This window comes from Pseudoalteromonas sp. NZS71 (assembly GCF_015864715.1).
In the GTDB taxonomy this organism is placed as follows: domain Bacteria; phylum Pseudomonadota; class Gammaproteobacteria; order Enterobacterales; family Alteromonadaceae; genus Pseudoalteromonas; species Pseudoalteromonas arctica.
In genome coordinates, this window is record NZ_JADYWS010000011.1 from 1 (window position 1) to 22,009 (window position 22,009).

At 40.4% G+C, this 22,009-nt stretch carries 18 protein-coding genes and 1 rRNA gene; 4 read left to right on the forward strand and 15 right to left on the reverse strand.

What is annotated here, in order from left to right; genetic code table 11:
* Positions 1–48: 48 nt before the first annotated feature.
* Both I6E85_RS08925 and I6E85_RS08930 read right to left on the reverse strand, forming a co-directional pair.
* Positions 49–1,584, reverse strand: a 16S ribosomal RNA gene (locus tag I6E85_RS08925).
* Positions 1,585–2,554: 970 nt separating this feature from the next.
* Positions 2,555–3,412 carry a tetratricopeptide repeat protein gene (locus tag I6E85_RS08930; protein ID WP_024589769.1) on the reverse strand — a complete coding sequence of 286 codons (858 nt, stop codon included), beginning with the start codon at positions 3,410–3,412 and terminating at the stop codon, positions 2,555–2,557.
* A 111-nt stretch (positions 3,413–3,523) separates the two neighbouring features.
* Here I6E85_RS08930 and I6E85_RS08935 point away from each other — a divergent pair, with 111 nt between their 5' ends.
* On the forward strand, positions 3,524–4,834 hold the full coding sequence (locus I6E85_RS08935; RefSeq protein WP_024589768.1) for a M20 family metallopeptidase: 1,311 nt from the start codon (positions 3,524–3,526) through the stop codon (positions 4,832–4,834).
* Between the two features lie 76 nt (positions 4,835–4,910).
* Here I6E85_RS08935 and I6E85_RS08940 read toward each other — a convergent pair whose 3' ends face one another.
* The 4 genes from I6E85_RS08940 to pomA all read right to left on the reverse strand — a co-directional run bounded on the left by I6E85_RS08940 (position 4,911) and on the right by pomA (position 9,243).
* The gene (locus tag I6E85_RS08940; RefSeq protein ID WP_024589767.1) at positions 4,911–6,851 is read right to left on the reverse strand and encodes a DNA topoisomerase III; all 1,941 of its coding nucleotides are present in this window, start codon (positions 6,849–6,851) and stop codon (positions 4,911–4,913) included.
* A 42-nt stretch (positions 6,852–6,893) separates the two neighbouring features.
* The gene (locus I6E85_RS08945; RefSeq protein WP_024589766.1) at positions 6,894–7,409 is read right to left on the reverse strand and encodes a hypothetical protein; all 516 of its coding nucleotides are present in this window, start codon (positions 7,407–7,409) and stop codon (positions 6,894–6,896) included.
* Positions 7,410–7,552: 143 nt separating this feature from the next.
* Entirely contained in the window at positions 7,553–8,473 is a 921-nt protein-coding gene (locus tag I6E85_RS08950; protein WP_007587113.1) for a flagellar motor protein MotB, read from the reverse strand.
* 2 nt (positions 8,474–8,475) lie between these two features.
* Positions 8,476–9,243 carry a flagellar motor protein PomA gene (pomA, locus tag I6E85_RS08955; protein WP_007587114.1) on the reverse strand — a complete coding sequence of 256 codons (768 nt, stop codon included), beginning with the start codon at positions 9,241–9,243 and terminating at the stop codon, positions 8,476–8,478.
* Positions 9,244–9,564: 321 nt separating this feature from the next.
* Here pomA and I6E85_RS08960 point away from each other — a divergent pair, with 321 nt between their 5' ends.
* The 3 genes from I6E85_RS08960 to dxs all read left to right on the forward strand — a co-directional run bounded on the left by I6E85_RS08960 (position 9,565) and on the right by dxs (position 12,665).
* Positions 9,565–9,807, forward strand: coding sequence for an exodeoxyribonuclease VII small subunit (locus I6E85_RS08960; RefSeq protein ID WP_002961738.1), 243 nt, complete (start codon positions 9,565–9,567; stop codon positions 9,805–9,807).
* Positions 9,808–9,809: 2 nt separating this feature from the next.
* Positions 9,810–10,697 carry a (2E,6E)-farnesyl diphosphate synthase gene (ispA, locus tag I6E85_RS08965; protein WP_101164007.1) on the forward strand — a complete coding sequence of 296 codons (888 nt, stop codon included), beginning with the start codon at positions 9,810–9,812 and terminating at the stop codon, positions 10,695–10,697.
* A gap of 105 nt (positions 10,698–10,802) precedes the next feature.
* Positions 10,803–12,665, forward strand: a complete 1,863-nt coding sequence (gene dxs / locus I6E85_RS08970; protein ID WP_197236855.1) for a 1-deoxy-D-xylulose-5-phosphate synthase — start codon at positions 10,803–10,805, stop codon at positions 12,663–12,665.
* Between the two features lie 73 nt (positions 12,666–12,738).
* Here the strand turns inward: dxs and I6E85_RS08975 are convergent, their stop codons facing one another.
* The 9 genes from I6E85_RS08975 to nrdR all read right to left on the reverse strand — a co-directional run bounded on the left by I6E85_RS08975 (position 12,739) and on the right by nrdR (position 21,920).
* Complete coding sequence (locus I6E85_RS08975) at positions 12,739–15,825, reverse strand: ligand-binding sensor domain-containing diguanylate cyclase (protein WP_007587118.1); 3,087 nt, start codon at positions 15,823–15,825, stop codon at positions 12,739–12,741.
* Between the two features lie 38 nt (positions 15,826–15,863).
* On the reverse strand, positions 15,864–16,349 hold the full coding sequence (locus I6E85_RS08980; protein WP_007587120.1) for a phosphatidylglycerophosphatase A: 486 nt from the start codon (positions 16,347–16,349) through the stop codon (positions 15,864–15,866).
* On the reverse strand, positions 16,346–17,320 hold the full coding sequence (gene thiL / locus I6E85_RS08985) for a thiamine-phosphate kinase (protein WP_197236856.1): 975 nt from the start codon (positions 17,318–17,320) through the stop codon (positions 16,346–16,348). Before thiL ends, I6E85_RS08980 begins: the two co-directional genes overlap by 4 nt.
* A 46-nt stretch (positions 17,321–17,366) precedes the next feature.
* On the reverse strand, positions 17,367–17,777 hold the full coding sequence (gene nusB, locus I6E85_RS08990) for a transcription antitermination factor NusB (protein ID WP_007587129.1): 411 nt from the start codon (positions 17,775–17,777) through the stop codon (positions 17,367–17,369).
* Between the two features lie 15 nt (positions 17,778–17,792).
* Positions 17,793–18,257 (reverse strand): 6,7-dimethyl-8-ribityllumazine synthase, encoded by a 465-nt coding sequence (gene ribE, locus I6E85_RS08995; protein WP_007587130.1) that lies wholly within the window; start codon positions 18,255–18,257, stop codon positions 17,793–17,795.
* Between the two features lie 100 nt (positions 18,258–18,357).
* A complete protein-coding gene (gene ribBA / locus I6E85_RS09000; RefSeq protein WP_010554580.1) occupies positions 18,358–19,470 on the reverse strand; it encodes a bifunctional 3,4-dihydroxy-2-butanone-4-phosphate synthase/GTP cyclohydrolase II in 1,113 nt (370 codons plus the stop codon).
* Positions 19,471–19,499: 29 nt separating this feature from the next.
* Entirely contained in the window at positions 19,500–20,153 is a 654-nt protein-coding gene (locus I6E85_RS09005) for a riboflavin synthase (protein ID WP_197236857.1), read from the reverse strand.
* Positions 20,154–20,179: 26 nt separating this feature from the next.
* Complete coding sequence (gene ribD, locus I6E85_RS09010) at positions 20,180–21,304, reverse strand: bifunctional diaminohydroxyphosphoribosylaminopyrimidine deaminase/5-amino-6-(5-phosphoribosylamino)uracil reductase RibD (protein ID WP_101164010.1); 1,125 nt, start codon at positions 21,302–21,304, stop codon at positions 20,180–20,182.
* Between the two features lie 166 nt (positions 21,305–21,470).
* On the reverse strand, positions 21,471–21,920 hold the full coding sequence (nrdR, locus tag I6E85_RS09015) for a transcriptional regulator NrdR (protein ID WP_002961761.1): 450 nt from the start codon (positions 21,918–21,920) through the stop codon (positions 21,471–21,473).
* Between the last annotated feature and the right edge of the window lie 89 nt (positions 21,921–22,009).

Genomic DNA, 22,009 nt, shown 5'->3' on the forward strand with positions numbered 1-22,009 from the left:
TAACAATCATCTGTGTGGACACTACGAACAAATAAGTTCTAAATCGTATAAGGAGGTGATCCAGCCCCAGGTTCCCCTAGGGCTACCTTGTTACGACTTCACCCCAGTCATGAATCACTCCGTGGTAAACGTCCTCCCGAGGGTTAGACTATCTACTTCTGGAGCAACCCACTCCCATGGTGTGACGGGCGGTGTGTACAAGGCCCGGGAACGTATTCACCGCGTCATTCTGATACGCGATTACTAGCGATTCCGACTTCATGGAGTCGAGTTGCAGACTCCAATCCGGACTACGACGCACTTTAAGTGATTCGCTTACTCTCGCGAGTTCGCAGCACTCTGTATGCGCCATTGTAGCACGTGTGTAGCCCTACACGTAAGGGCCATGATGACTTGACGTCGTCCCCACCTTCCTCCGGTTTATCACCGGCAGTCTCCTTAGAGTTCTCAGCATTACCTGCTAGCAACTAAGGATAGGGGTTGCGCTCGTTGCGGGACTTAACCCAACATCTCACAACACGAGCTGACGACAGCCATGCAGCACCTGTATCAGAGTTCCCGAAGGCACCAAACCATCTCTGGTAAGTTCTCTGTATGTCAAGTGTAGGTAAGGTTCTTCGCGTTGCATCGAATTAAACCACATGCTCCACCGCTTGTGCGGGCCCCCGTCAATTCATTTGAGTTTTAACCTTGCGGCCGTACTCCCCAGGCGGTCTACTTAATGCGTTAGCTTTGAAAAACAGAACCGAGGCTCCGAGCTTCTAGTAGACATCGTTTACGGCGTGGACTACCGGGGTATCTAATCCCGTTTGCTCCCCACGCTTTCGTACATGAGCGTCAGTGTTGACCCAGGTGGCTGCCTTCGCCATCGGTATTCCTTCAGATCTCTACGCATTTCACCGCTACACCTGAAATTCTACCACCCTCTATCACACTCTAGTTTGCCAGTTCGAAATGCAGTTCCCAGGTTGAGCCCGGGGCTTTCACATCTCGCTTAACAAACCGCCTGCGTACGCTTTACGCCCAGTAATTCCGATTAACGCTCGCACCCTCCGTATTACCGCGGCTGCTGGCACGGAGTTAGCCGGTGCTTCTTCTGTCAGTAACGTCACACATGATGGGTATTAACCACCACGCTTTCCTCCTGACTGAAAGTGCTTTACAACCCGAAGGCCTTCTTCACACACGCGGCATGGCTGCATCAGGCTTGCGCCCATTGTGCAATATTCCCCACTGCTGCCTCCCGTAGGAGTCTGGGCCGTGTCTCAGTCCCAGTGTGGCTGATCATCCTCTCAAACCAGCTAGGGATCGTCGCCTTGGTGAGCCATTACCTCACCAACTAGCTAATCCCACTTGGGCCAATCTAAAGGCGAGAGCCGAAGCCCCCTTTGGTCCGTAGACATTATGCGGTATTAGCAGTCGTTTCCAACTGTTGTCCCCCACCTCAAGGCATGTTCCCAAGCATTACTCACCCGTCCGCCGCTCGTCAGCAAAGTAGCAAGCTACTTTCTGTTACCGCTCGACTTGCATGTGTTAGGCCTGCCGCCAGCGTTCAATCTGAGCCATGATCAAACTCTTCAATTAAAAAGTTTTATGTCTTTCGACAGCTCAATGAATTCTGAATTTTTTGTTTTTGTTGCCAAAAACGAATTGACTGTGCGTTATTATTTTCACTTTTAAAAAAAGTGAAATCAAAACAGCTCAAGGCTGAATCTTTTAATAACATATGGTCACTCAGTTTCAATTGAGACTCTAATTTGTTTGCCTCGCTACCTAAGTAGCTTGGCTGTTAGAACTCAATCTGTACGAGTGCCCACACAGATGATTGCTTTATATTGTTAAAGAACGTTTTGATTCGCTTTAGCGTCTCAAGGGATGCGAATAATACACCCTTTATTTTTCGAGTCAACACTTAGTTTTAAACTTTCTTTCGACAATTTAAAACCGAAGTTTTATTTAACTCTCTGATTTGTTCGTGCCTCGCTATGCGTTGGCGTTTCCCGTCTCAGTGGGGTCGCATTATAGGGAGCGGCGGATTTTACGCAAGCGTTTTTTGTATAAAATAGTAATTAAAATTAAGCCCCAAGCAAGCACACATGATAAGCACAAGTTACCCACAAAAACCTGTTGATAACTCTTGTTTTTACATAGCTAAACCATACTAAAGCTTTTAATTAAAACCCTAAAAATACAAAAAGCACCCTATATAGGTGCTTCTCAAAAGTAATAGTTATTAGAATCTAGGGTCTGTTTATCTTTCAAGGTTAAATTTGCAGCAGCCTGTTTGGTATTCAGGCAAGGCATAGCCTATGTAGTGTGGTTACTCCCCATAAATAGGCGATAACGTAGCATTAATGCCAAACAGGCGCTGCCCAAAGGGTTCTTCCTAGAGGCTATTTACTCTTTGTTACTCGGTTTTTACTTATTCTTACATGGATGTAAGCCAGTAGGGTAACGCAGGAGCAGTTACCGAGCCCACTAGGTTACAAATCTCGCGCCGCGATTAAACACCCCCTAGTTTGAACAAATTTTAATCCGCAAAGAGCAACAGACCCTAGTATAAAATACTATATAACTTGCGACGATACTTTGCTGCGAGCGCATCACCATCGGGTAAAGAGGCAATAATGGCTAAAAAGCTTGGTTTCGCTTCATTGAAATTCAGATCTTTTTGAAGCACTGTAAATAGTATATCCAATGCTTCTTCTTTTCTGCCTGCTTCATTGAGTAAAATACTGAGCTCTTCTTTTAATTCTAGGTCATTAGGGTACTTTTCTACTTGTTGTTGCTTTTCTTTAATCTCTGGTGAGTCTTTTGCTTCAAGCGCAGCTTCGCATTTTGCTTTTATATTATTAAAGTAAGCATCTTGCTCTTGTGCGTCTATTGTATTTATAAGCGCTTGGGCTTCATCTACCTTGTGAATTTGAATACATATGTCTGCAAGCACTAATTTGATGCGTGCATTACCACTGTCTATTTCATAAGCTTGCTTTGCATAATTAAATGCAGCATTTAAATCTGACTTTAATAACGCTTGTTTTGCTTGCTCTAACAGTAAGTCTTGTTGCGCAGGTAAATGCTTTGCTAGGGCTTCGCGTATTTGTGCCTCACTTTGAACACCTGCAAGTAAATCTACTGGTGCAGAGTCTTTTAATAATACAAGCGTAGGCAGTGTTTGCAGACCAACTTGTTGCGCAAGTTGAGATGCGAGTGCTTGCTCTGCATCGCAATCTAGGTTTGCTACTACTATATAGCTTGCATATTCTGCCGCTACTTTATCTAAAATTGCAGCCTGTCCGATGCAGTCAGGACTTTGAGGAGAGAAAAAGTTAAGCAACACCAATTTTTGTTGTGATGTTTCACCGAGTACTTGTTGAAGGTTTTGCGCATTAATACTAACTATGTTGCTCATTGAATTGATTGCCATATTCATCTATTTAGGTTTTTATATGGTGGTGAACATAATAATTACAAGTCATATACCTAAATCATCCGGTATACATATTCAACAATGAGGGAAAACATGAAATTAACTTATCTAAGTGCAATACTTTTATTAGCAAGCCCATTAGTACAAGCAAATGGACTCGATTTGAATTTAAGCAAAACCATGCCAGCTATAGAAAAGTTTTACCTCGATTTACACCAATCGCCAGAGCTTTCTTATCACGAACAAAAAACGGGTAATAAAATAGCGGATAAATTAACTCAGCTGGGTTTTAAAGTAACAAGTAATGTAGGTGGCTTTGGTGTTGTCGGCATTTACAAAAACGGAAACGGTCCAACCGTGATGATCCGTACTGACACCGATGGCTTACCTATTATAGAGCAGACAGGAAAGTCCTATGCCTCAAAAGTTAAAGTAATAGACGAGCATGGTGCTAAAGTAGGTGTAATGCACGGTTGTGGCCACGATATTCACATGAGCTCTTTTATTGGTACTGCTGAGCAATTAATAGTACACAAAGATCAATGGAAAGGCACTTTGATGATGGTTGCACAGCCTGCCGAAGAAGTTGGTGGGGGTGCTAAAGCCATGTTAGGCGAAGGACTATTTAGTAAATATGAAAAACCTGATCATATAATTGCTTTGCATGTAAGTGCTAGCGTCCCCGCTGGTAAGGTATCAATGAAAAATGAATACACTATGGCAAGTGTAGATTCTGTCGATATTACAATAAAAGGTAAAGGTGGTCATGGTGCTTATCCGCATACAACTATAGACCCTGTGATTATAGCTGCACGCACAGTACTTGCTCTGCAAACAATCACAAGCCGAGAACTTTCACCGCTAGAGCCTTCGGTTATTACGGTTGGGTCTATTCATGGTGGCTCAAAACATAATGTGATTTCGGATGAAGTAAAACTACAACTCACTCTCAGAAGCTATAACCCAAATGTTAGAAGTGCTCAAATAGCAGCAATAAAACGAATCACGGCAGGTATTGCACAAAGTGCTGGCCTAAATGAATCAAACTACCCTGTAGTATATGTACATGAAGATGAATCTATTCCATCTACTTATAATAACCCTGCACAAACAGACATTGTTAGAAACTCTATTGCCAGCGCAATTGGTGATACCAATGTGCTTGAAACACAAGCTGTAATGGCGGGTGAAGACTTTGGCCTATACGGACGCACCGATGAAAACATCCCTATTACCTTATTTTGGCTAGGTGGCGTAAACCAAGCACAATATGCAGATTCGATAAAAACAGGTGAAGTACTCCCTTCCCTACACTCTAGTAAATTTGCACCAGATTATAAAGTTGCTATCCCTACCGGAATAAAAGCAATGAGTAATGCTGCTGTTGCTTTATTTAATAAGTAACCTGAATTCTGGATAATAAATCTATCTCAAGCAGAGTTCAGGTTAAGTGATATCGTTTAATAAAATGGCTCTGTAGCTAACTAGCAACAGAGCTTTTTTTATAACTCGACTTTTTAAAGGTCGCTTTTCCACCTCGTTTAGCAAAACGTTTTTTAGGTGAGCTTTTTGGTAACCTTGCAAATGCATTGCTATCGCAGTTTGCTGCTAATTGTACAAACCCATTTAAGTCGGCAAGTAACGGCTGTAAAAATTGCTGATAACTCATTACTTGCTGCGCAATATCACCTAAGCTCGATTCCCACTTTGCGGTTAAATCAGGACTCGCTAAACCTTGTGGTAATACGCTAATAAGGGCAAGTCCCGTTTCGGTCGCTCTAATTGACTTACCTTCACGTTTTAAAAAACGCCGCTTGAATAGCAACTCGATTATTCCCGCACGTGTTGCCTCCGTACCTAAACCATCAGTGTCTTTTAATACTTTTTTAATTTGTGGATCTTTAACGTAACGACTAATGCCGGTCATCGCAGCCAATAATGTAGCATCAGTAAAATAAGCTGGGGGTGATGTATGCTTTTCGACTACTTCGCCTTGCTCACAAAAAAGAGACATACCTTCTGTTAAAGGAGGTAACGTAGCTTCATCTTTTAATTCAGACTTACCCATTAATACCTTAAAGCCTAAGCTTACATCTTGTTTTGCATTTGCTTTAAATAATCCGCCAGCGATTGTTATCTCTGCTTTAGTTTCGTTATATATATAGTCGGGATAAAACTGAATTAGATAATGGCGGCTTATTAATTGATATACCTTCGCTTCGTCACCGCTCAAACTCGCTGACTTTAACTGCTTAGCCGTAGGGACAATGGCATGATGGGCAGCCACTTTTGAACCGTTAAAACATTTACTACGCTTTTTTACATCAGCCCCATTTACCAATTCGGTGCTTTGCCCACCATTAGCACTTATAGCTTTAAAAATAGCAGATGCATCTTGATGGTGATCTTTAGGTAAATAACGATTATCCGAGCGTGGGTAGGTAATTAATTTATGTCGCTCATAAAGTATTTGGCAAATATCCAACACTTTTTGAGCCGGCATTCCAAATGCTTTAGCCGCATCTATTTGCAGTGCAGATAAATTATAAGGTAATGGAGCACTTTGTTTTTTTTGTTTTTGCTCAAGCGCTGTAAGCTCAGCATTTTGTTTGGTAATACGCGAAGCAACATTTTCTGCGAGTGCTTTGTTAAGTATTCGCCCTTCTTCATCTTGATGTGGCTCACATGCTTTACTAGGAACCCACTTAGCTATGAATGGCTGGTTATCTGGAGTAAGTAAATGCGCCAGTACATCGTAAAAAGGCTTAGATACAAAGTGTGCTATTTCGTTATCTCTATTAACAACAAGCCCTAAAATAGGGGTTTGTACCCGTCCTACCGAAAGTACATTACCAAATCCTGCTTTTTGACCCGCTAATGTATATGCACGCGTTAAATTCATACCAAATAGCCAATCAGCACGAGAGCGTGCTAAAGCAGATACACTTAACGGAATAAAGTCTCGATTAGAGCGCATATTACTCAATGATTTTTTTACTGCCGATAAGTTTAAATCACTAATGAGTAAACGTTGTGTACTCTGCTTTTTAGCCTGACTTATTTTAGCTTCTTCAATTACTTGATCGACTAATAGCTGGCCTTCACGGTCTGGATCGCCAGCGTGAATAAGTTGCGAAGCTTGTTTAATTAATTTTTTTAAAACAGTGAGCTGTTTACGTGTTTTGGTTTTAGCTTTTAGCTTCCATTGCTCAGGTATTATAGGCAAGTGTTCAAACTGCCACTTTTTAAAACGCTCATCATAGTCATCAGGTTCTGCTTGTTCTAGCAAATGCCCAATACACCACGATACACAATCGCCATTAGCGACTTCTATATAACCATCGTGTTTTTTATGTGGTTTTGGTAACGCATCAGCAATAGCGCGTCCAAGTGAAGGTTTTTCTGCAATGTAGAGTTTCATAGCTTGCTCACCACTGTTCATATAAACAGTAGTTTAGCACAACTATTTTAAAGGAGGGGCTTTTTTATAACCATTACTGGTTACAACTTTATTATTTTTGATCACTAAATAAATCAGCGGAAGATAGCACACCACTACAGTGCCTATATTAATTAAAGGTAAAAGCGTTTTATAGATCAGCGTACTATAAGATAAATCCCAAAGGTGGCGATCAACAACACGAAAAAGTTGTAAAATTGGTGCCATAATAACAACTAACTGACCTACCACACATTGCCATAAATAAACTTTATCTTTTAAACCTAGATATGCAATAAGTGCCATCCAAGCAATGTCATTAAACGCCCAAACAAGATACCTATATATATAAATATCTTTATCAAACTCTTTTAAAGAATCGAATATAAGTGCACCAAATAAAAAAAATGCTCCTGTTATACATACAAACCGTAATGCCAAAAAATCTTTACGTAAATAGAAAATAAAAATAGCCGGGATTAAAAATAAAACCCAGCTAAGTTCAAGAAAAAAGATTACTTTATCAACCCATAAAGGCATGGTTATTCTTTAGTCTTATCATCGTCTCCACCAGTTCCGTTGCCCGGCATATAACAATATTTATTTATTATTTTCATAAGTACTCCATTACAATTGTTAAGGAGTTTTACTTTAAGCTAAAAAATAAGCTTTGCCAAGCAGTACTACCTTACGTCGATAGGAGCTGACTCTTTTGCTTTACCTTGTAATATAGATATTTCTACTCGGCGATTCCTGCGGCGATCTTCATCTGTGTCATTCGGTACAAGTGGTCGTGTTTCAGCTCGACCAACCACCATCATTCGGGTTTTATCAAATCCTTGGACTTTTTGCAGTTCACTTGCAACGGCTACAGCACGCTTTGATGATAGGTCCCAATTATTAATATATAACTCATTCGATACCTGAAAATCATCTGTATGGCCAGATACTGTTATTTCACCGGGTACATCTTTTAACAGCACACCGATATCTTGAATTATAGGTTTAAACTTAGGTTGTAAAAATGCACTACCTGAAGGAAATGAACCATTCTCTCTAATGCGAATAATTATTTGCTGCCCTAAAGACTCAAGCTCAATTGCGCCATCGATTATTTGCTTTTCAAGCTGCTGCGCTATCTTTTTAACAAGCTCGTTAGTTTGCTCCTGATCGGCTGCTGAAGTTGCTTGCTCAGAAGATTCTTCTTGTGAGGTACTACGAGATTCGCCACCGCGTTTATCCCCGCGCTGTTCTTGCCTGCCGCCTGCTGAGCTTTCATCGCCAGCCTGAAACTCTAACATTTGTTGAGTCATTTCGACTGTTTGCTGCTGAATGGTTTCTATTGGGGTTGGCTCTGGTTTGCCTGGGGTAAACTCCATGGCAATAACAGAGGTACCTTTAGGGATGTCTTTTACTTCAATTTTATTCTGCACACCAAAAGCAAACTTCATAGAGCCCGCAATTTGTTTAAACTTAAGTACATCCATTTCTGAAAACGCGAGCAAGAGTACAAAAAAGCACATTAACAGTGACATTAAATCGGCAAACGTTCCCATCCATGCAGGTAGACCTGGCGGTGGGCATTTGCACTCTTGATCAGACATAATTACTCCTCGGTATCTACTTTGCGTTTAGATTCAGCTAAGTAATTTTTCAAAATACCTTCGATTACTTTTGGATTCTGACCATCTTGTATACCTAAAATAGCATCCAAAATTAAACGCTGATTCATCGCTTCCTCGTCTTTACGCAGTTCGAGTTTTACCTGAATAGGAATTGCCACAACATTGGCTAAAAACGCGCCATATAAAGTTGTTAATAGTGCTACTGCCATTGCCGGACCAATTGCCTTTGGGTCATCCATGTTAGACAACATTGCAACCAAACCAATTAGAGTACCAATCATACCCATTGCAGGCCCTATATCAGCTAACGACTTAAATAAACCCGCGCCCAATTCATGGCGAGTCGTGGTTAGAGAAATATCTTTTTGAAGTGTAGCGCGAACTACATCTGCGTCGTGGCCATCAACGAGCATATCGACGCCTTTGCGCATAAAGGGGTTTGGAATTTCAGCTTCTTCGAGTGCTAAAAAACCGCCTTTACGAGCTGAATCCGCAAGTTCTACTGCTTTTTCGATAAGTATTTCTGGCGTTTCGATTTTAAACATAAACGCTTTAGCAACAACTTTACCTATCCCCAAAAATTGCGACATGGTGAAGTTTGATAAAACAATAAAGAGTGAACCACCAAATACAATAACCACAGACGGGGTATTGTAAAACATAGCCATTTCACCGCTACTACTCATAAACATAGACATGACAATTAAGCCAATTGCGCCTAGGATCCCGATTATGGTTGCTAAATCCACATTTCCTCCAGAAGTTTCATGCTTAATGGCCTTATCATAAACTTTTATTATTAACTGCTTATCGGCAACATATTGAATTGCTTAAGCCATTTTTATAAATAAACATAAAAAGCAGCCTTTAGCACTATCTTAGATCAAGTTATAAGGGCTACCTAATTATCAATTGATTTATTAAACCAACAGACCGCTATTAAGGCTTTATTAATGCACTTGAAATATAATTTAACGTTATAAAGGTAAAAAACCAATATCATCCTTTGACCTAGTTTAGCATTCCCCCTAAAATTGACCCCTAAATTTATTATGTAAGCTGAAATAAAGATGGCGACTAAAAAACCTGAAAACTTAAGTTTCGAACAAGCACTAGAAGAATTATCTACAATCGTTAGTGACATGGAACAAGGTGACTTATCGCTTGAGCAATCGTTAAAGCAATTTGAGCGTGGAATTGCATTAGCAAGTGCTTCATCAGGGAAATTACAGCAAGCAGAACAAAAAGTATCAATTTTGATGGGGAATGGCGAAAAGTCAGTACTTACAAATTTTGATAATGATATGGAATAGCTGTGAGCATAAAAAATCATATTGAACGTGCTCAAAAAGATGTAGTAGCGACCTTACAACAGCATTTTAACCAGCCTCTCGATACAGAAGAAACGGTAAAGAACGCCACCCAGTATGGATTATTTAATGGCGGTAAAAGATTACGTCCATTTTTAGTTTATGCCACAGGTAAAATGCTCGGCGCAAACCATCAAGACTTAAACGTACTTGCTGCTGCAATTGAGTGTATTCATAGCTATTCGTTAGTCCATGATGACTTACCAGCAATGGACGACGACGACTTACGCCGCGGACGCCCTACTTGTCATATAGAGTTTGGCGAGGCAAATGCAATTTTAGCCGGTGATGCTCTTCAAACTCTTGCTTTTGAGCTTATTGCGAATCACAAATTTGAATGCTCATCGCAAACACAAGTAAAAATGATTGCTACACTTGCCCACGCATCAGGCCTTCAGGGTATGGTTGGCGGACAAGGCCTTGATATAGCAGCAACTGATAAAGTAATTACCGTACAAGAGCTTGAGCGAATACATAAGCTAAAAACCGGGGCTCTAATTAATTGCGCAATTACACTTGGTGCACTGTGCAGTGAAAAGGCTGATCAACAAACCTTAGAAAATTTAAGTGTTTTTGGGTATGCTATAGGGCTAGCATTTCAAGTACACGACGACATTTTAGATGTTGAAGGCGATACAGTTATTTTAGGAAAGCCACAAGGCTCCGATATTGCCGCGAATAAAGCGACATATCCGGCGTTATTAGGTATGCTAGGCGCTAAAGAAATGGCGCAGAATTTAATACAACAAGCCCATGAAGCGTTAGCAAATATAGATGCTGACACAACACTTCTTGCGTCGCTAGCAAATTACCTAATTGAGCGTGACCACTAATTTTTGCTCATACGTATTGCAATTAGCACTGACATTATTACTCAACATTAATTATTCGTAAAAGCTTTGAATTAATTAATGTTAGCGAAGGATATATATAAAACCATGACACTTGATAGTAGCAAGTATCCATTACTTAATTTGGTTGACGAGCCAGCCCAATTGCGTGACTTAGCGCAAGACAAACTCCCTGCATTTAGCAATGAGCTGCGCGATTATTTACTCAACTCAGTATCGCAAAGTAGCGGTCATCTAGCGTCTGGTTTAGGGACGGTTGAACTAACCGTTGCGCTGCATTATGTTTATAACACTCCAGACGATCGCCTAGTTTGGGATGTGGGTCATCAAGCTTATCCGCATAAAATTCTTACTGGTCGTCGCGAGCAAATGCACACTATTCGCCAAAAAGACGGTTTGCACCCTTTTCCTTTTCGCGATGAAAGCCAATACGATACGTTTAGCGTAGGCCATTCAAGCACCTCTATTTCGGCTGCTTTAGGTATGTCTATTGCTGCACAAAAAGAAGGTAAAGGTCGAAAGTCTGTAGCCATTATTGGTGACGGAGCTATAACCGCAGGCATGGCATTTGAAGCGATGAATCATTTAGGTGATGTAAAATCAGACATGCTTATTATTTTAAATGATAACGAAATGTCGATTTCTGAAAATGTTGGCGCATTAACAAATCACTTTGCTCGAATTTTATCAGGTAGCTTTTATACTAACATTCGTGAAGGTAGTAAAAAGTTACTCTCTGGTGTACCTCCTGTAAAACAACTTGCTAGTAAAATGGAAGAACATATAAAAGGTATGATGATTCCAGGGACATTTTTTGAAGAATTAGGCCTAAATTACATTGGTCCCATTGATGGTCACGATGTAAACATGTTGGTAGATACATTACGTAATATGCGTAATTTAAAAGGCCCACAGCTTTTACATATAAAAACGCAAAAAGGTAAGGGCTATAAACCGGCTGAAGCCGATCCTATTGGCTATCATGGTGTACCAAAATTCGATCCGAGCACAACTAGCCTACCTAAATCTAAACCTAGTGCTGCTACTTTTTCAAAAGTATTCGGCGATTGGTTATGTGATATGGCCGAACAAGACAGCAAGTTAATGGCTATCACGCCTGCAATGCGCGAAGGTTCAGGCATGGTACGTTTTTCTAAAGAGTTTCCAGATCAATACTTTGATGTGGCCATTGCTGAGCAGCATGCGGTTACTTTAGCTGCTGGCTTTGCCTGTGAAGGCTTAAAACCTGTTGTTGCTATTTACTCAAGCTTTTTACAACGTGCGTATGACCAATTAATACATGATGTTGCACTGCAAAACTTACCTGTATTATTTGCCATTGACCGCGCTGGTATTGTGGGAGCCGATGGTGAAACTCACCAAGGTGCGTACGATTTAAGCTTTATGCGCTGCATTCCAAATATGGTAATTATGGCACCAAGCGATACCAACGAGTGCCGTCAAATGCTGTACACCGGCTATAAAGCAAATTGCCCAGTTGCTGTTCGTTACCCTCGCGGTAGTGCAGGTACTGCAGACATTGAAAGCACTATGCAACTGCTTGAAATAGGTAAGGCAGATACAATTAAGAAAGGCAGTAAAATTGCCATTTTATCGTTCGGTACATTACTTGAAAATGCACAGCTTGCTGCAGATGAATTAGATGCAACGCTTGTTAATATGCGTTTTATTAAACCACTTGATACCGCACTTTTAAATGAGCTTGCAACTAGCCACGATGTAATTGTTACGCTTGAAGATAATGCGATTGCTGGCGGTGCCGGCTCTGCAGTTAACGAATTCTTAGCAACGCAAAAAGCTGATATTAATATCCTTAACTTAGGTATTCCTGATGAGTTTATTAAACACGGCACCCAAGATGAAATGCACGATGAAATGGGGTTAGGCGAGCAAGGAATATTAACCGCTATTAAAGCGTTTATTAATTAACTTCCTATACATCTAAAGTTGAGCATATTAAAAAAGGAGCCTAGGCTCCTTTTTTAATATCAAATATTGCTGATCAGCGCATCCACACTTTAATATCAGCTAGGCCATTGCTTTGTAAAATACCTAATTGTTGATCAACGTTAGAATTTTGTTCAAACTCAAATGCATCAAGCTGATCATCAAACGTAATATTTGCAACACCATCACCACCGCGCTTTTTAACTTGGTGTAGTGAAATATCTGCTAGGTTAATAGATGTCTCCCAGCTAATTACCTGCCCACCCAAAAGTGGTAATGGATAAAATGACCAACCAATTGATGCCGTGATATTAGTTGTTTTTCCATTTGGTAATTGGAATGAATTAGCCGCTATTACTTTACAAAGATCTGAAGCATAGCTGTCTATTTTATTGCATTTAAAATCACGTAATAATAGTAAAAACTCATCACCACTCCAACGTGCCACATAGTCAGAACCCTGCGTACGCGAATTTAATAATGCAGCCATTTGCTGTAAGCAGCTATCACCTGCAATTGGGCCATAGGCATCATTGATACGGCTGAAGTTATCAAAGTTAATAATTACCAGCACCAGTGACTTGCCTTGTGCCTGCAGCGATTGTGAATTACGTTGAAAGTGTTCAATATCTTTAGGGAGTTGATCAAACAAAAAGCGACGACTACGCAGCCCTGTTAACTCATCTGAGTGACTAACTAATTTAAGCTGTGAATTAACTTGGCCTAATTTATCATTAGCTTGACGAAGCTCTAAGGTACGCTCGGTGATCAAGCCCTCTAATGCTTCTTGTTTTCTACGCTCTTGCGCTCTAAACACCCAAAAAATAAGGTAGAAAAGCAAAATAAAGCCACTGGTAATTAAAAGCCTAAAGTAAATAGTTTCGTCAAAGCGCTCAGGCACTACAAAACCGTATTCTACTTCTTGCGCTTTAGTCCAGTCTTCACCTTGGCGCTTCGCTTCTAATTGAAACAAAAACGAGCCTGGAGGCAAGTTAGTATAAATAGCTTCACGTCGCGTATTAGCATAGCGCCAGTCACTATCTAAGCCACTTAGTTTATATCTAAATTCAATACTGTTTGGTGCATAATAATCAATAGCTGTGTAAGTTAGCGTTATATCACGCTCGTCTGTTTCTAATGATGGTTTTTTACCAAGCGCAGCGGTGGTTAAATGACGAAGTGGTGTTGTTATTGTTTCTATTGTTGGCTTTAATGCAAGCACACCAAATAGCTCTACATTTTTAGGTATTTCAACAACACCTTGTAAGCTTGGGTACCAAATAGAATTGCCGGTGTCTGCTACCGCATCATGCCCAAGTCCACTACAACATTGATTCGCTTTACCATCGAGTTGACGGTCAAAAGATGAAATCACTTCTTCAACTTTTAAGCTTTTTATCTCTGTTTTAAATTGCTCTACAGGCATTCTGTAAACACCTTTCATGGTGCTTACCCAAACATGTTTTAACTTTTCATCATATTCTAGGCTAAATATAGACCCATACGGTAAGCCATTAGCTGCATCGAGTTGACGCCACTGCCCTTGCGTACTTCTGTAAAAAAGCCCATCGTTAAGAGAGCCGATTAAAATACCCACGCCATCTATATGTAGCACACTCGTTACGTATGCACTTTCAAGTGTTGTTTGGTCACCAATTTTTTCAATGCCACGGTCTGTAAAGTAATATGCCCCTTTACTAGTACCAATCACACCAAAGTTTGTTTTATCCAATACGTAGGTAATAAACTTACTACCTAAAAAAGCGTTATATGCAAAAGGCGTTAAACCAGCATAATTTAATCGATATAAACCGCGTCCGGTACCAATCCAAAAACCGCCTTTACTAGAGCGACTTATTGCAAATACCGGGTTATCGCGAAGCGCTCGACCAGGGACGGTATAGAGTGTCTTGTTTTCAAAAACAAATAAGCCGCGCCCTGTGGCTATATATAATCGTTCACCATCGAATTGTAGATCGTGTACTGACGCGTATCCATATTTACTACTTGGAACTAAATTAATAAAACTTTTATCTAAATCGAAATAACCAATGCCGCTTTTGTTAGCAACCCACAGTTTTCCATCTGGAGCTTGGCTAATAGCCATAACAGACTCGGTCATATCTGAAACTGCTGAATGCCTTTCTACCCGCCCTTCATGGGCAAGCCATAAGCCTTCACTAAAACTTGCTAACCAAACGTTATTTTTATCATCTCTAAAAATATCAGCAAACCATATGCTTTGATCAAGTTGGCTTGGCTCTACCCATTGCCACTCACCGGTTTTATCTCTAAATAATAAACGTCCATAAGTCGAAACCCATAAGCCACCATCGGTATCACTCATAAACTTATATACGGCTGAGTTATTTGCATTAGGTAAAGGAAAAGGTCTTAGTTCGTCATCTAAATCTAAAAAGTATGCACCTAGCTCAGAGGCTATATACAAATTACCGTTTAAGAATGATAAATCGTGCACTATGGTTTGCGCTAAGCGCTCTGGTAACGATATTTTAGCGGTAAGCTCTAAACGTAGTTTAGAGAAATCTGATGAGTTTTTAGTAAGGCGTAATAAATGACGATCATTAACCAGCCAAATACCTTCAGGAGAGAGTGCCATTTGGCTAACAGAGCCAACAATTTGGGTAATTACGGTAGCATTAACAATAGGTAGGGGGCCATTTACTTGAGTGCGTAAATCAACTTGCCCTCTATCTACATAGTATAAACCATTAGCCGCAATCCATATGCTGCCTTTAGAGTCCTCAAGAATATCTCTTACTGGACCTTTAATATTAAACTCTTGTGCTGCAAATGTGGCAGGATTAATAACTACCAAGCCACTTTTAGTACCTACCCACAATAAGCCACTAGAATCGACTAAAAGTTTATTAATACCATTACTAGGCAAGAACGGGCTATTTTGCGTGTTGTAGTTTGTAAATGTTGTGCCATCAAAACGGCTTAAGCCAAACTGAGTACCAAGCCACATATAGCCTTGCTGGTCTTGTACTACGCTTTTAAGTGATTGCGAAGGTAGACCATCTTTTATATTCCATTGCTTAACTACGTAATCACTAATTGAAGCCCAACTTGGTGTCGCGCACAACATCAGTACACAAACCAGTAAAAATCGCATCATATTGCTGCCACCTAGTTAAACAAATCAAATATAAAAAATTAAAAGGGTAGTAAACCCACTTTTATTAGCGCCTGTAAGCATATAAGCGAAAAAACGCCCGCAAGTATATCATCGGCCATAATACCTAAACCACCATGTACTCGTTTGTCTAGCATACGGATTGGGCCAGGTTTTGCTATATCAAAAAAGCGAAATAACAAAAAACCAACGAGTAATGTTTGCCAGCTAAGTGCTGCACCAATCATTGTAATGTAATAACCTGCCACTTCATCCCATACAATAGCAGGATGGTCGTGCACGCCTAAATCATCAGCCGTTTTACCACAGGCCCATATACCAAATATACTGATCACTACGGCAAACACAATTTGCAACCATAGCGGATAATACATAGTCATAAAAATGAATGGCAGTGCAGCAAAAGTGCCAAATGTACCAGGTGCTTTAGGGGCTAACCCAGTACCAAAACCCAAACCAAAAAACTGATGTGGGCGCTTTAAATTAAACTTTCGGTTTTTGTTCAAACCAGCTCCTTTGCAAAATGCTCAAAACCTTGCTGCTTAAAATCAAACTTCTCACCGTTGTGTAAAAGTTCAATTTGACCATCGCCACTTTTAATTTGGCCTATGCATGTTGCATCTACACCATATTGACGCAGTTTTATATCTAGCATACTTTTATTGCTATCAGGTACAGTAAAAATTAATTCGTAATCATCACCGTAACTTAGAATAAATGGCAACTGCTGATTAAAATCAAGGCTTGCTTGCATTGCATCTGAAGTCGGAATACTTTCAATATTCACAACTGCATTTACTTGCGACATATCAAGTATATGACTTAAATCAGCGATTAAACCATCTGATACATCAATAGCCGATGATGCAAGGCCTCGCAATACCTGCCCAGCAGCAACACGCGGTGTTGGAAAGTCAAAGCGCTTATTTAAGTACTTTAAATGCTCTGGCTCAATACTTATACCTTGTTTGCGAGACTCAATTGCAAGTCCAGCGTCACCTAGCGGACCTGTAACATAAATCCAATCACCCACTTTCGCACCACTACGGCGAAGTGCAGTACCTTCTGGTACAGTCCCTTTTGCACAAATAGTGATAGTTAATGGACCTTGCGTAGTATCGCCACCTATAATTTGCACATTAAAGTATTCTGCAATTTCATGCATGCCTTCAGTAAACTCTTCAATCCACTGTGGGTCAATACTTGGCAAGGTTAACGCAACTGAAACCCATGTTGGCTCAGCGCCCATTGCCGCTAAGTCACTTAAATTAACAGCAAGCGCTCTGTGACCTAATGCACGAGGGGAAATATCATCAAAAAAGTGTACGCCAGCAACAAGAGTATCTGTTGTAACGGCAAGTTGGCAGTTTTTTGGAACGGTTACTAAAGCGCAATCATCCCCTATACCTAGGTTTACATCACGACGGGTGATCCCGCGACCTTTAAAGTAGCGGTTAATTAATTCAAATTCCTTCATACACAAAAAAGCCGGCCTATGCCGGCTCCCCTCTTTAACGGTTTACTTACTTGCGTAAATGCTTAACAGCTTTATCAAGTACACCGTTTACAAATTTATGGCTGTCTTCAGCGCCAAATATTTTGGCCAGCTCAATACCTTCGTTGATAGCAACTTTATAAGGTACATCTTCACGGAACTTAAGCTCATAGCTGCTTAAACGTAAAATTGCGCGCTCAACCATATCTAAGTCATTAAACGGACGTGTTAAATGTGGTGATACAGCTTCGTCTAGTTGCTTATAATTTACAGCAACACCCGTCGCTAAATCTTTAAAGTATTCAACATCAATTTTAGTAACGTCTGTTTCGATCAACATTTGTTGTTCGATATCGGCAATTAAATTGCCACTTATTTGCCAAGAATAAACGGCTTGGAGTGCTAAGATACGTGCTTTACGTCTTGCTGCTGGTTTCACAAAAATTCCTTAAACTTAAATTTTATCTAACACATTAACCATTTCAAGCGCGCCTAAAGCAGCTTCGCCGCCTTTATTGCCCATTTTGGTGCCAGCACGCTCAATTGCTTGTTCAATGCTTTCTGTGGTTAATACGCCAAATGCAACCGGGATATCATACTCAAGTGATACTTGCGCAAGACCTTTGTTTGATTCGCCAGCAACTAGGTCAAAGTGTGGTGTACCACCTCTGATCACTACGCCTAATGCGATGATTGCATCATACTCTTTTTTTGCCGCAACGCGTTTAGCCGCTAAAGGTAATTCTACCGCGCCTGGTACATAAATAACGGTAATGTCGTCATCAGATACGCCACCAGTGCGTTTTAGCTCATCAACAGCACCTGCAAGGAGGCTGCTACCGATAAAGTCATTAAAACGAGAAATGACAATGGCAAACTTTTTGCCAGGAGCGTACTTACTACCTTCAATAATTTTCATTTGATAACCCTAAAAATAAGTTCAAGCGGTTGCGATTGCGCAAAAATTGCTGCGCATCATACCATAAAAATAAAATAATAGCCTAGTTTAAGCGTGATGCTTATTGTGGCTCAACATAATCAACAACTTCTAAATGAAAGCCCGAAAGTGCATGGTACTTTTTAGGGCGACTCATTAATCGCATTTGTTTAATTCCAAGATCTGCAAGTATTTGCGAGCCTACGCCAACAGTACGAGATGTACCTTTGAATTTACGAGGCGTAACGCTTTCGCCAGCATCAGCTGCTGCGAATGCTTTTACAGTTGCCTCTAATTCTTCAGTGCTTTCTTGCTTACCTAAAATAACTAAAGCACCTTCATTTTTAGCGATATAAGCCATTGCTTCTGAAAGGCCCCAACTACGGTCAGCACTTCTATCTGAAAGTAGGATATCGTTAAAGGTACTTTGCAAATGTACACGTACATTTGTCGGTTCTTGCTCTTTTATATCGCCTTTAAGCAATACGTAATGTAATTGGCCGTCAATTGTGTCTTTGTAAGTAACTAAATCAAATTCACCGTGAATAGTTGGTAACTTACATTTTGCAACTTGCTCAATTGTTGTTTCATTTAAGTTACGGTATTCGATTAAATCAGCAATAGTACCAATTTTAATATCATGCTCTTTCGCAAAAACTTCTAAATCAGGGCGACGCGCCATGGTGCCATCGGCATTAAGTATTTCAACAATAACAGATGATGCTTCAAGCCCAGCTAAACGCGCTAAATCACAGCCAGCTTCAGTATGTCCTGCGCGAGTTAATACGCCGCCAGGTTGTGCCATAATTGGAAAAATATGACCAGGCTGCACGATATCACTTGGTACTGCGCCTTTAGCTATAGCCGCTTGCACTGTACGCGCTCTATCTGCTGCTGAAATACCTGTAGTAACACCCTTTGATGCTTCTATCGACATTGTAAAGTTAGTCGAAAATGCAGCACCATTATTTTTAACCATTAAAGGTAAATCAAGTTGTTCACAACGCTCTTGCGTCATAGTTAAACAAATTAAACCACGGCCATGAGTCGCCATAAAATTAATAGCTTGTGCACTAATATGCTCTGCGGCAATAATTAAATCGCCTTCATTCTCTCTATCTTCATCATCCATTAAAATAACCATTTTACCGGCTTTAATATCGTCGATGATTTCTTGTGCGCTGTGTAAATTCATAAATTTGCTCGTATAAGTTATCAGTTTCGTTATTTAATAAAACCCGCTTTAGCGAGTAAGCTCATCGAAATATCAGAGCCCGTTGGTTGCTCTGCACCTTTTATAAGGCGCTCTAAATAACGTGCAATTTGATCGACTTCTAAATTAACTTGAGTGCCTACTTTAAAGTGAGCAATTGTGGTTTGCTCACTCGTATGTGGGACTATTGTTAATTTGAATTTATTACCTTCTACAGCGTTTACTGTAAGGCTTATACCATCAATACATACCGAACCTTTGTACGGGATGTATTTCATTAAATTTTCTTCGGTTGTAAGCCAATATTCTGTTGCTCGAGCGTTTGCTGTAATGCTTGTAATAGTTGCTATGCCATCAACATGGCCAGATACTAAATGACCGCCTAAACGCGAAACAGGTTGCATGGCTTTTTCAAGATTCACCGTTTGCCCTAAAGCATAGTGAGCAAAAACGGTTAAACCAATCGTCTCGTTAGATAAATCAGCACTAAAACCGTCAATATGTTTATCAACTACGGTTAAGCAAACGCCATTGGTTGCAATGCTGTCGCCTAGCTTTACGTCTTCCATATCAAGGTCAGCACTTTGGATACGAATGGCTAAGTCGCCTTGTTTTTTTTGTAATAAAGCAATTTTGCCTGTGGCTTCTATTATCCCAGTAAACATAGCGCTACTCTTTTTATTAAGTGATTTTAATGAGTTTTTAACGCGGTGATACGTAAATCGTCACCAATGCGCGCACATTCATTAAATGTTAAATCAACGGTGTTTTGCATACTCGTCAATTCAGGAAAATTAACTAAACTTTTTGCATCATGGCCCATTAATTTAGGCGCCAAATAAAAAACAAACTCGTCAACTAAATCAAGCTCTGTCATTTTACCAGCAAGTGTTGCTCCGCTCTCAAGCCAAACATTATTAAACTGCAGTTGCCCAAGCTTTTCTAAAACAGCCTGTAAATCAACTTTGCCGTTACTTTCACTTACTTCAATATGCTTTACAAAATGCGGCCATTGCAGTGATTTATCAACCTTAGTCGTAAATATTATTACATCACTTTGGATTTTAAATAAAGCAAGGTTGGGCGTTAAACGATTCTGTGAATCAATTATAACACGCACGGGCTGGCGAAGCGGTAAATCGGTAGGTAGCGTGCAAGGCAACTCGCTTAGCCGCACATTAAGTTTAGCATCGTCTACTAACACGGTATCGGCACCGGTTAAAATAGCGCAGCTTTGCGCTCGGTATAATTGTACGTCTTGGCGAGCAGCGGGACTTGTGATCCACTTACTTTGCCCATTTTTAAGCGCTGTTTTACCATCTATGCTTGCTGCCATTTTACAGGTCACATAAGGTAAGCCTTGTTCCATTCGCTTAAAAAAGCCAACGTTAAGTGCGCGAGCTTGTGATTCAAGTAATCCATAAGCAACTTCAATACCGGCATCGCTCAGTATTTTAAGGCCTTTGCCTGCAACTTGTGGGTTTGTATCAACCATAGCGGCAATTACTTTTACAACGCCCGCCTTTTTTAAGCCTTCAGCACACGGTGGCGTACGCCCATAATGACTACACGGTTCAAGCGTTACATAAGCCGTTGCACCTTGTGCATTATTGCCAGCTATTGCCAGTGCATTTACTTCAGCATGGCCTTGACCTGCTAATTGATGAAAACCCTCACCAATTATTTGATTATTTTTAACTAATACACAGCCAACATTAGGATTAGGCGTGGTAGTAAACCGGCCTTTTTTGGCAAGCTCTATGGCGCGTGCCATATACATTTCGTCATGTTCGGTAAAAGGAACTTGGTTAAGCATTTATTATACCAATTGCGTTAAATAAGTGGTCTATTATAGCGCTAAGAAAATAGCGCAATAACAAGGCGAAAATTATGACATGTAGTTGTTCTATATGAATAATTTTTAACGCAGTGAGTGCGCTATTTAATGCGATAGAATGATCATGTTTTTAATAAAATTGGTATTACTCCCCTAAGCGGGCAATTTCTTCGCCAAATTCGCGTATATCTTCAAACGAGCGATAAACAGAGGCAAATCTTACGTACGCTACTTTATCGAGTTTTTTGAGGGCTTCCATAATGCATTCACCCACCAAATGGCTTGAAATTTCTCGCTCACCCGTTGCGCGTAGTTGCGATTTTATTATATTCACCACTTCGTCTACTTGCTCTGTGCTCACTGGGCGTTTTTCGAGTGCGCGATTTAAGCCATTTAATAATTTATCTTCGTTAAATGGTTCGCGGCTGCCGTCTTGTTTAATAACACGAGGCATAACCAGTTCAGCGCCTTCAAATGTAGTAAAGCGCTCGTGGCAGTCGTTACACTCACGACGCCTGCGAACTTGATGGCCTCCGCCAACAAGGCGTGAGTCAATAACTTTAGTATCTTTTGCGGTACAAAATGGACAATGCATAGCTCGGTACTTCCGTTTTAAAACAAAAAAGACCGCTATTTAGCGGTCTTTTATCTTAGCAAAAAAATAGGGCCTGTTGTGCTCTAAAT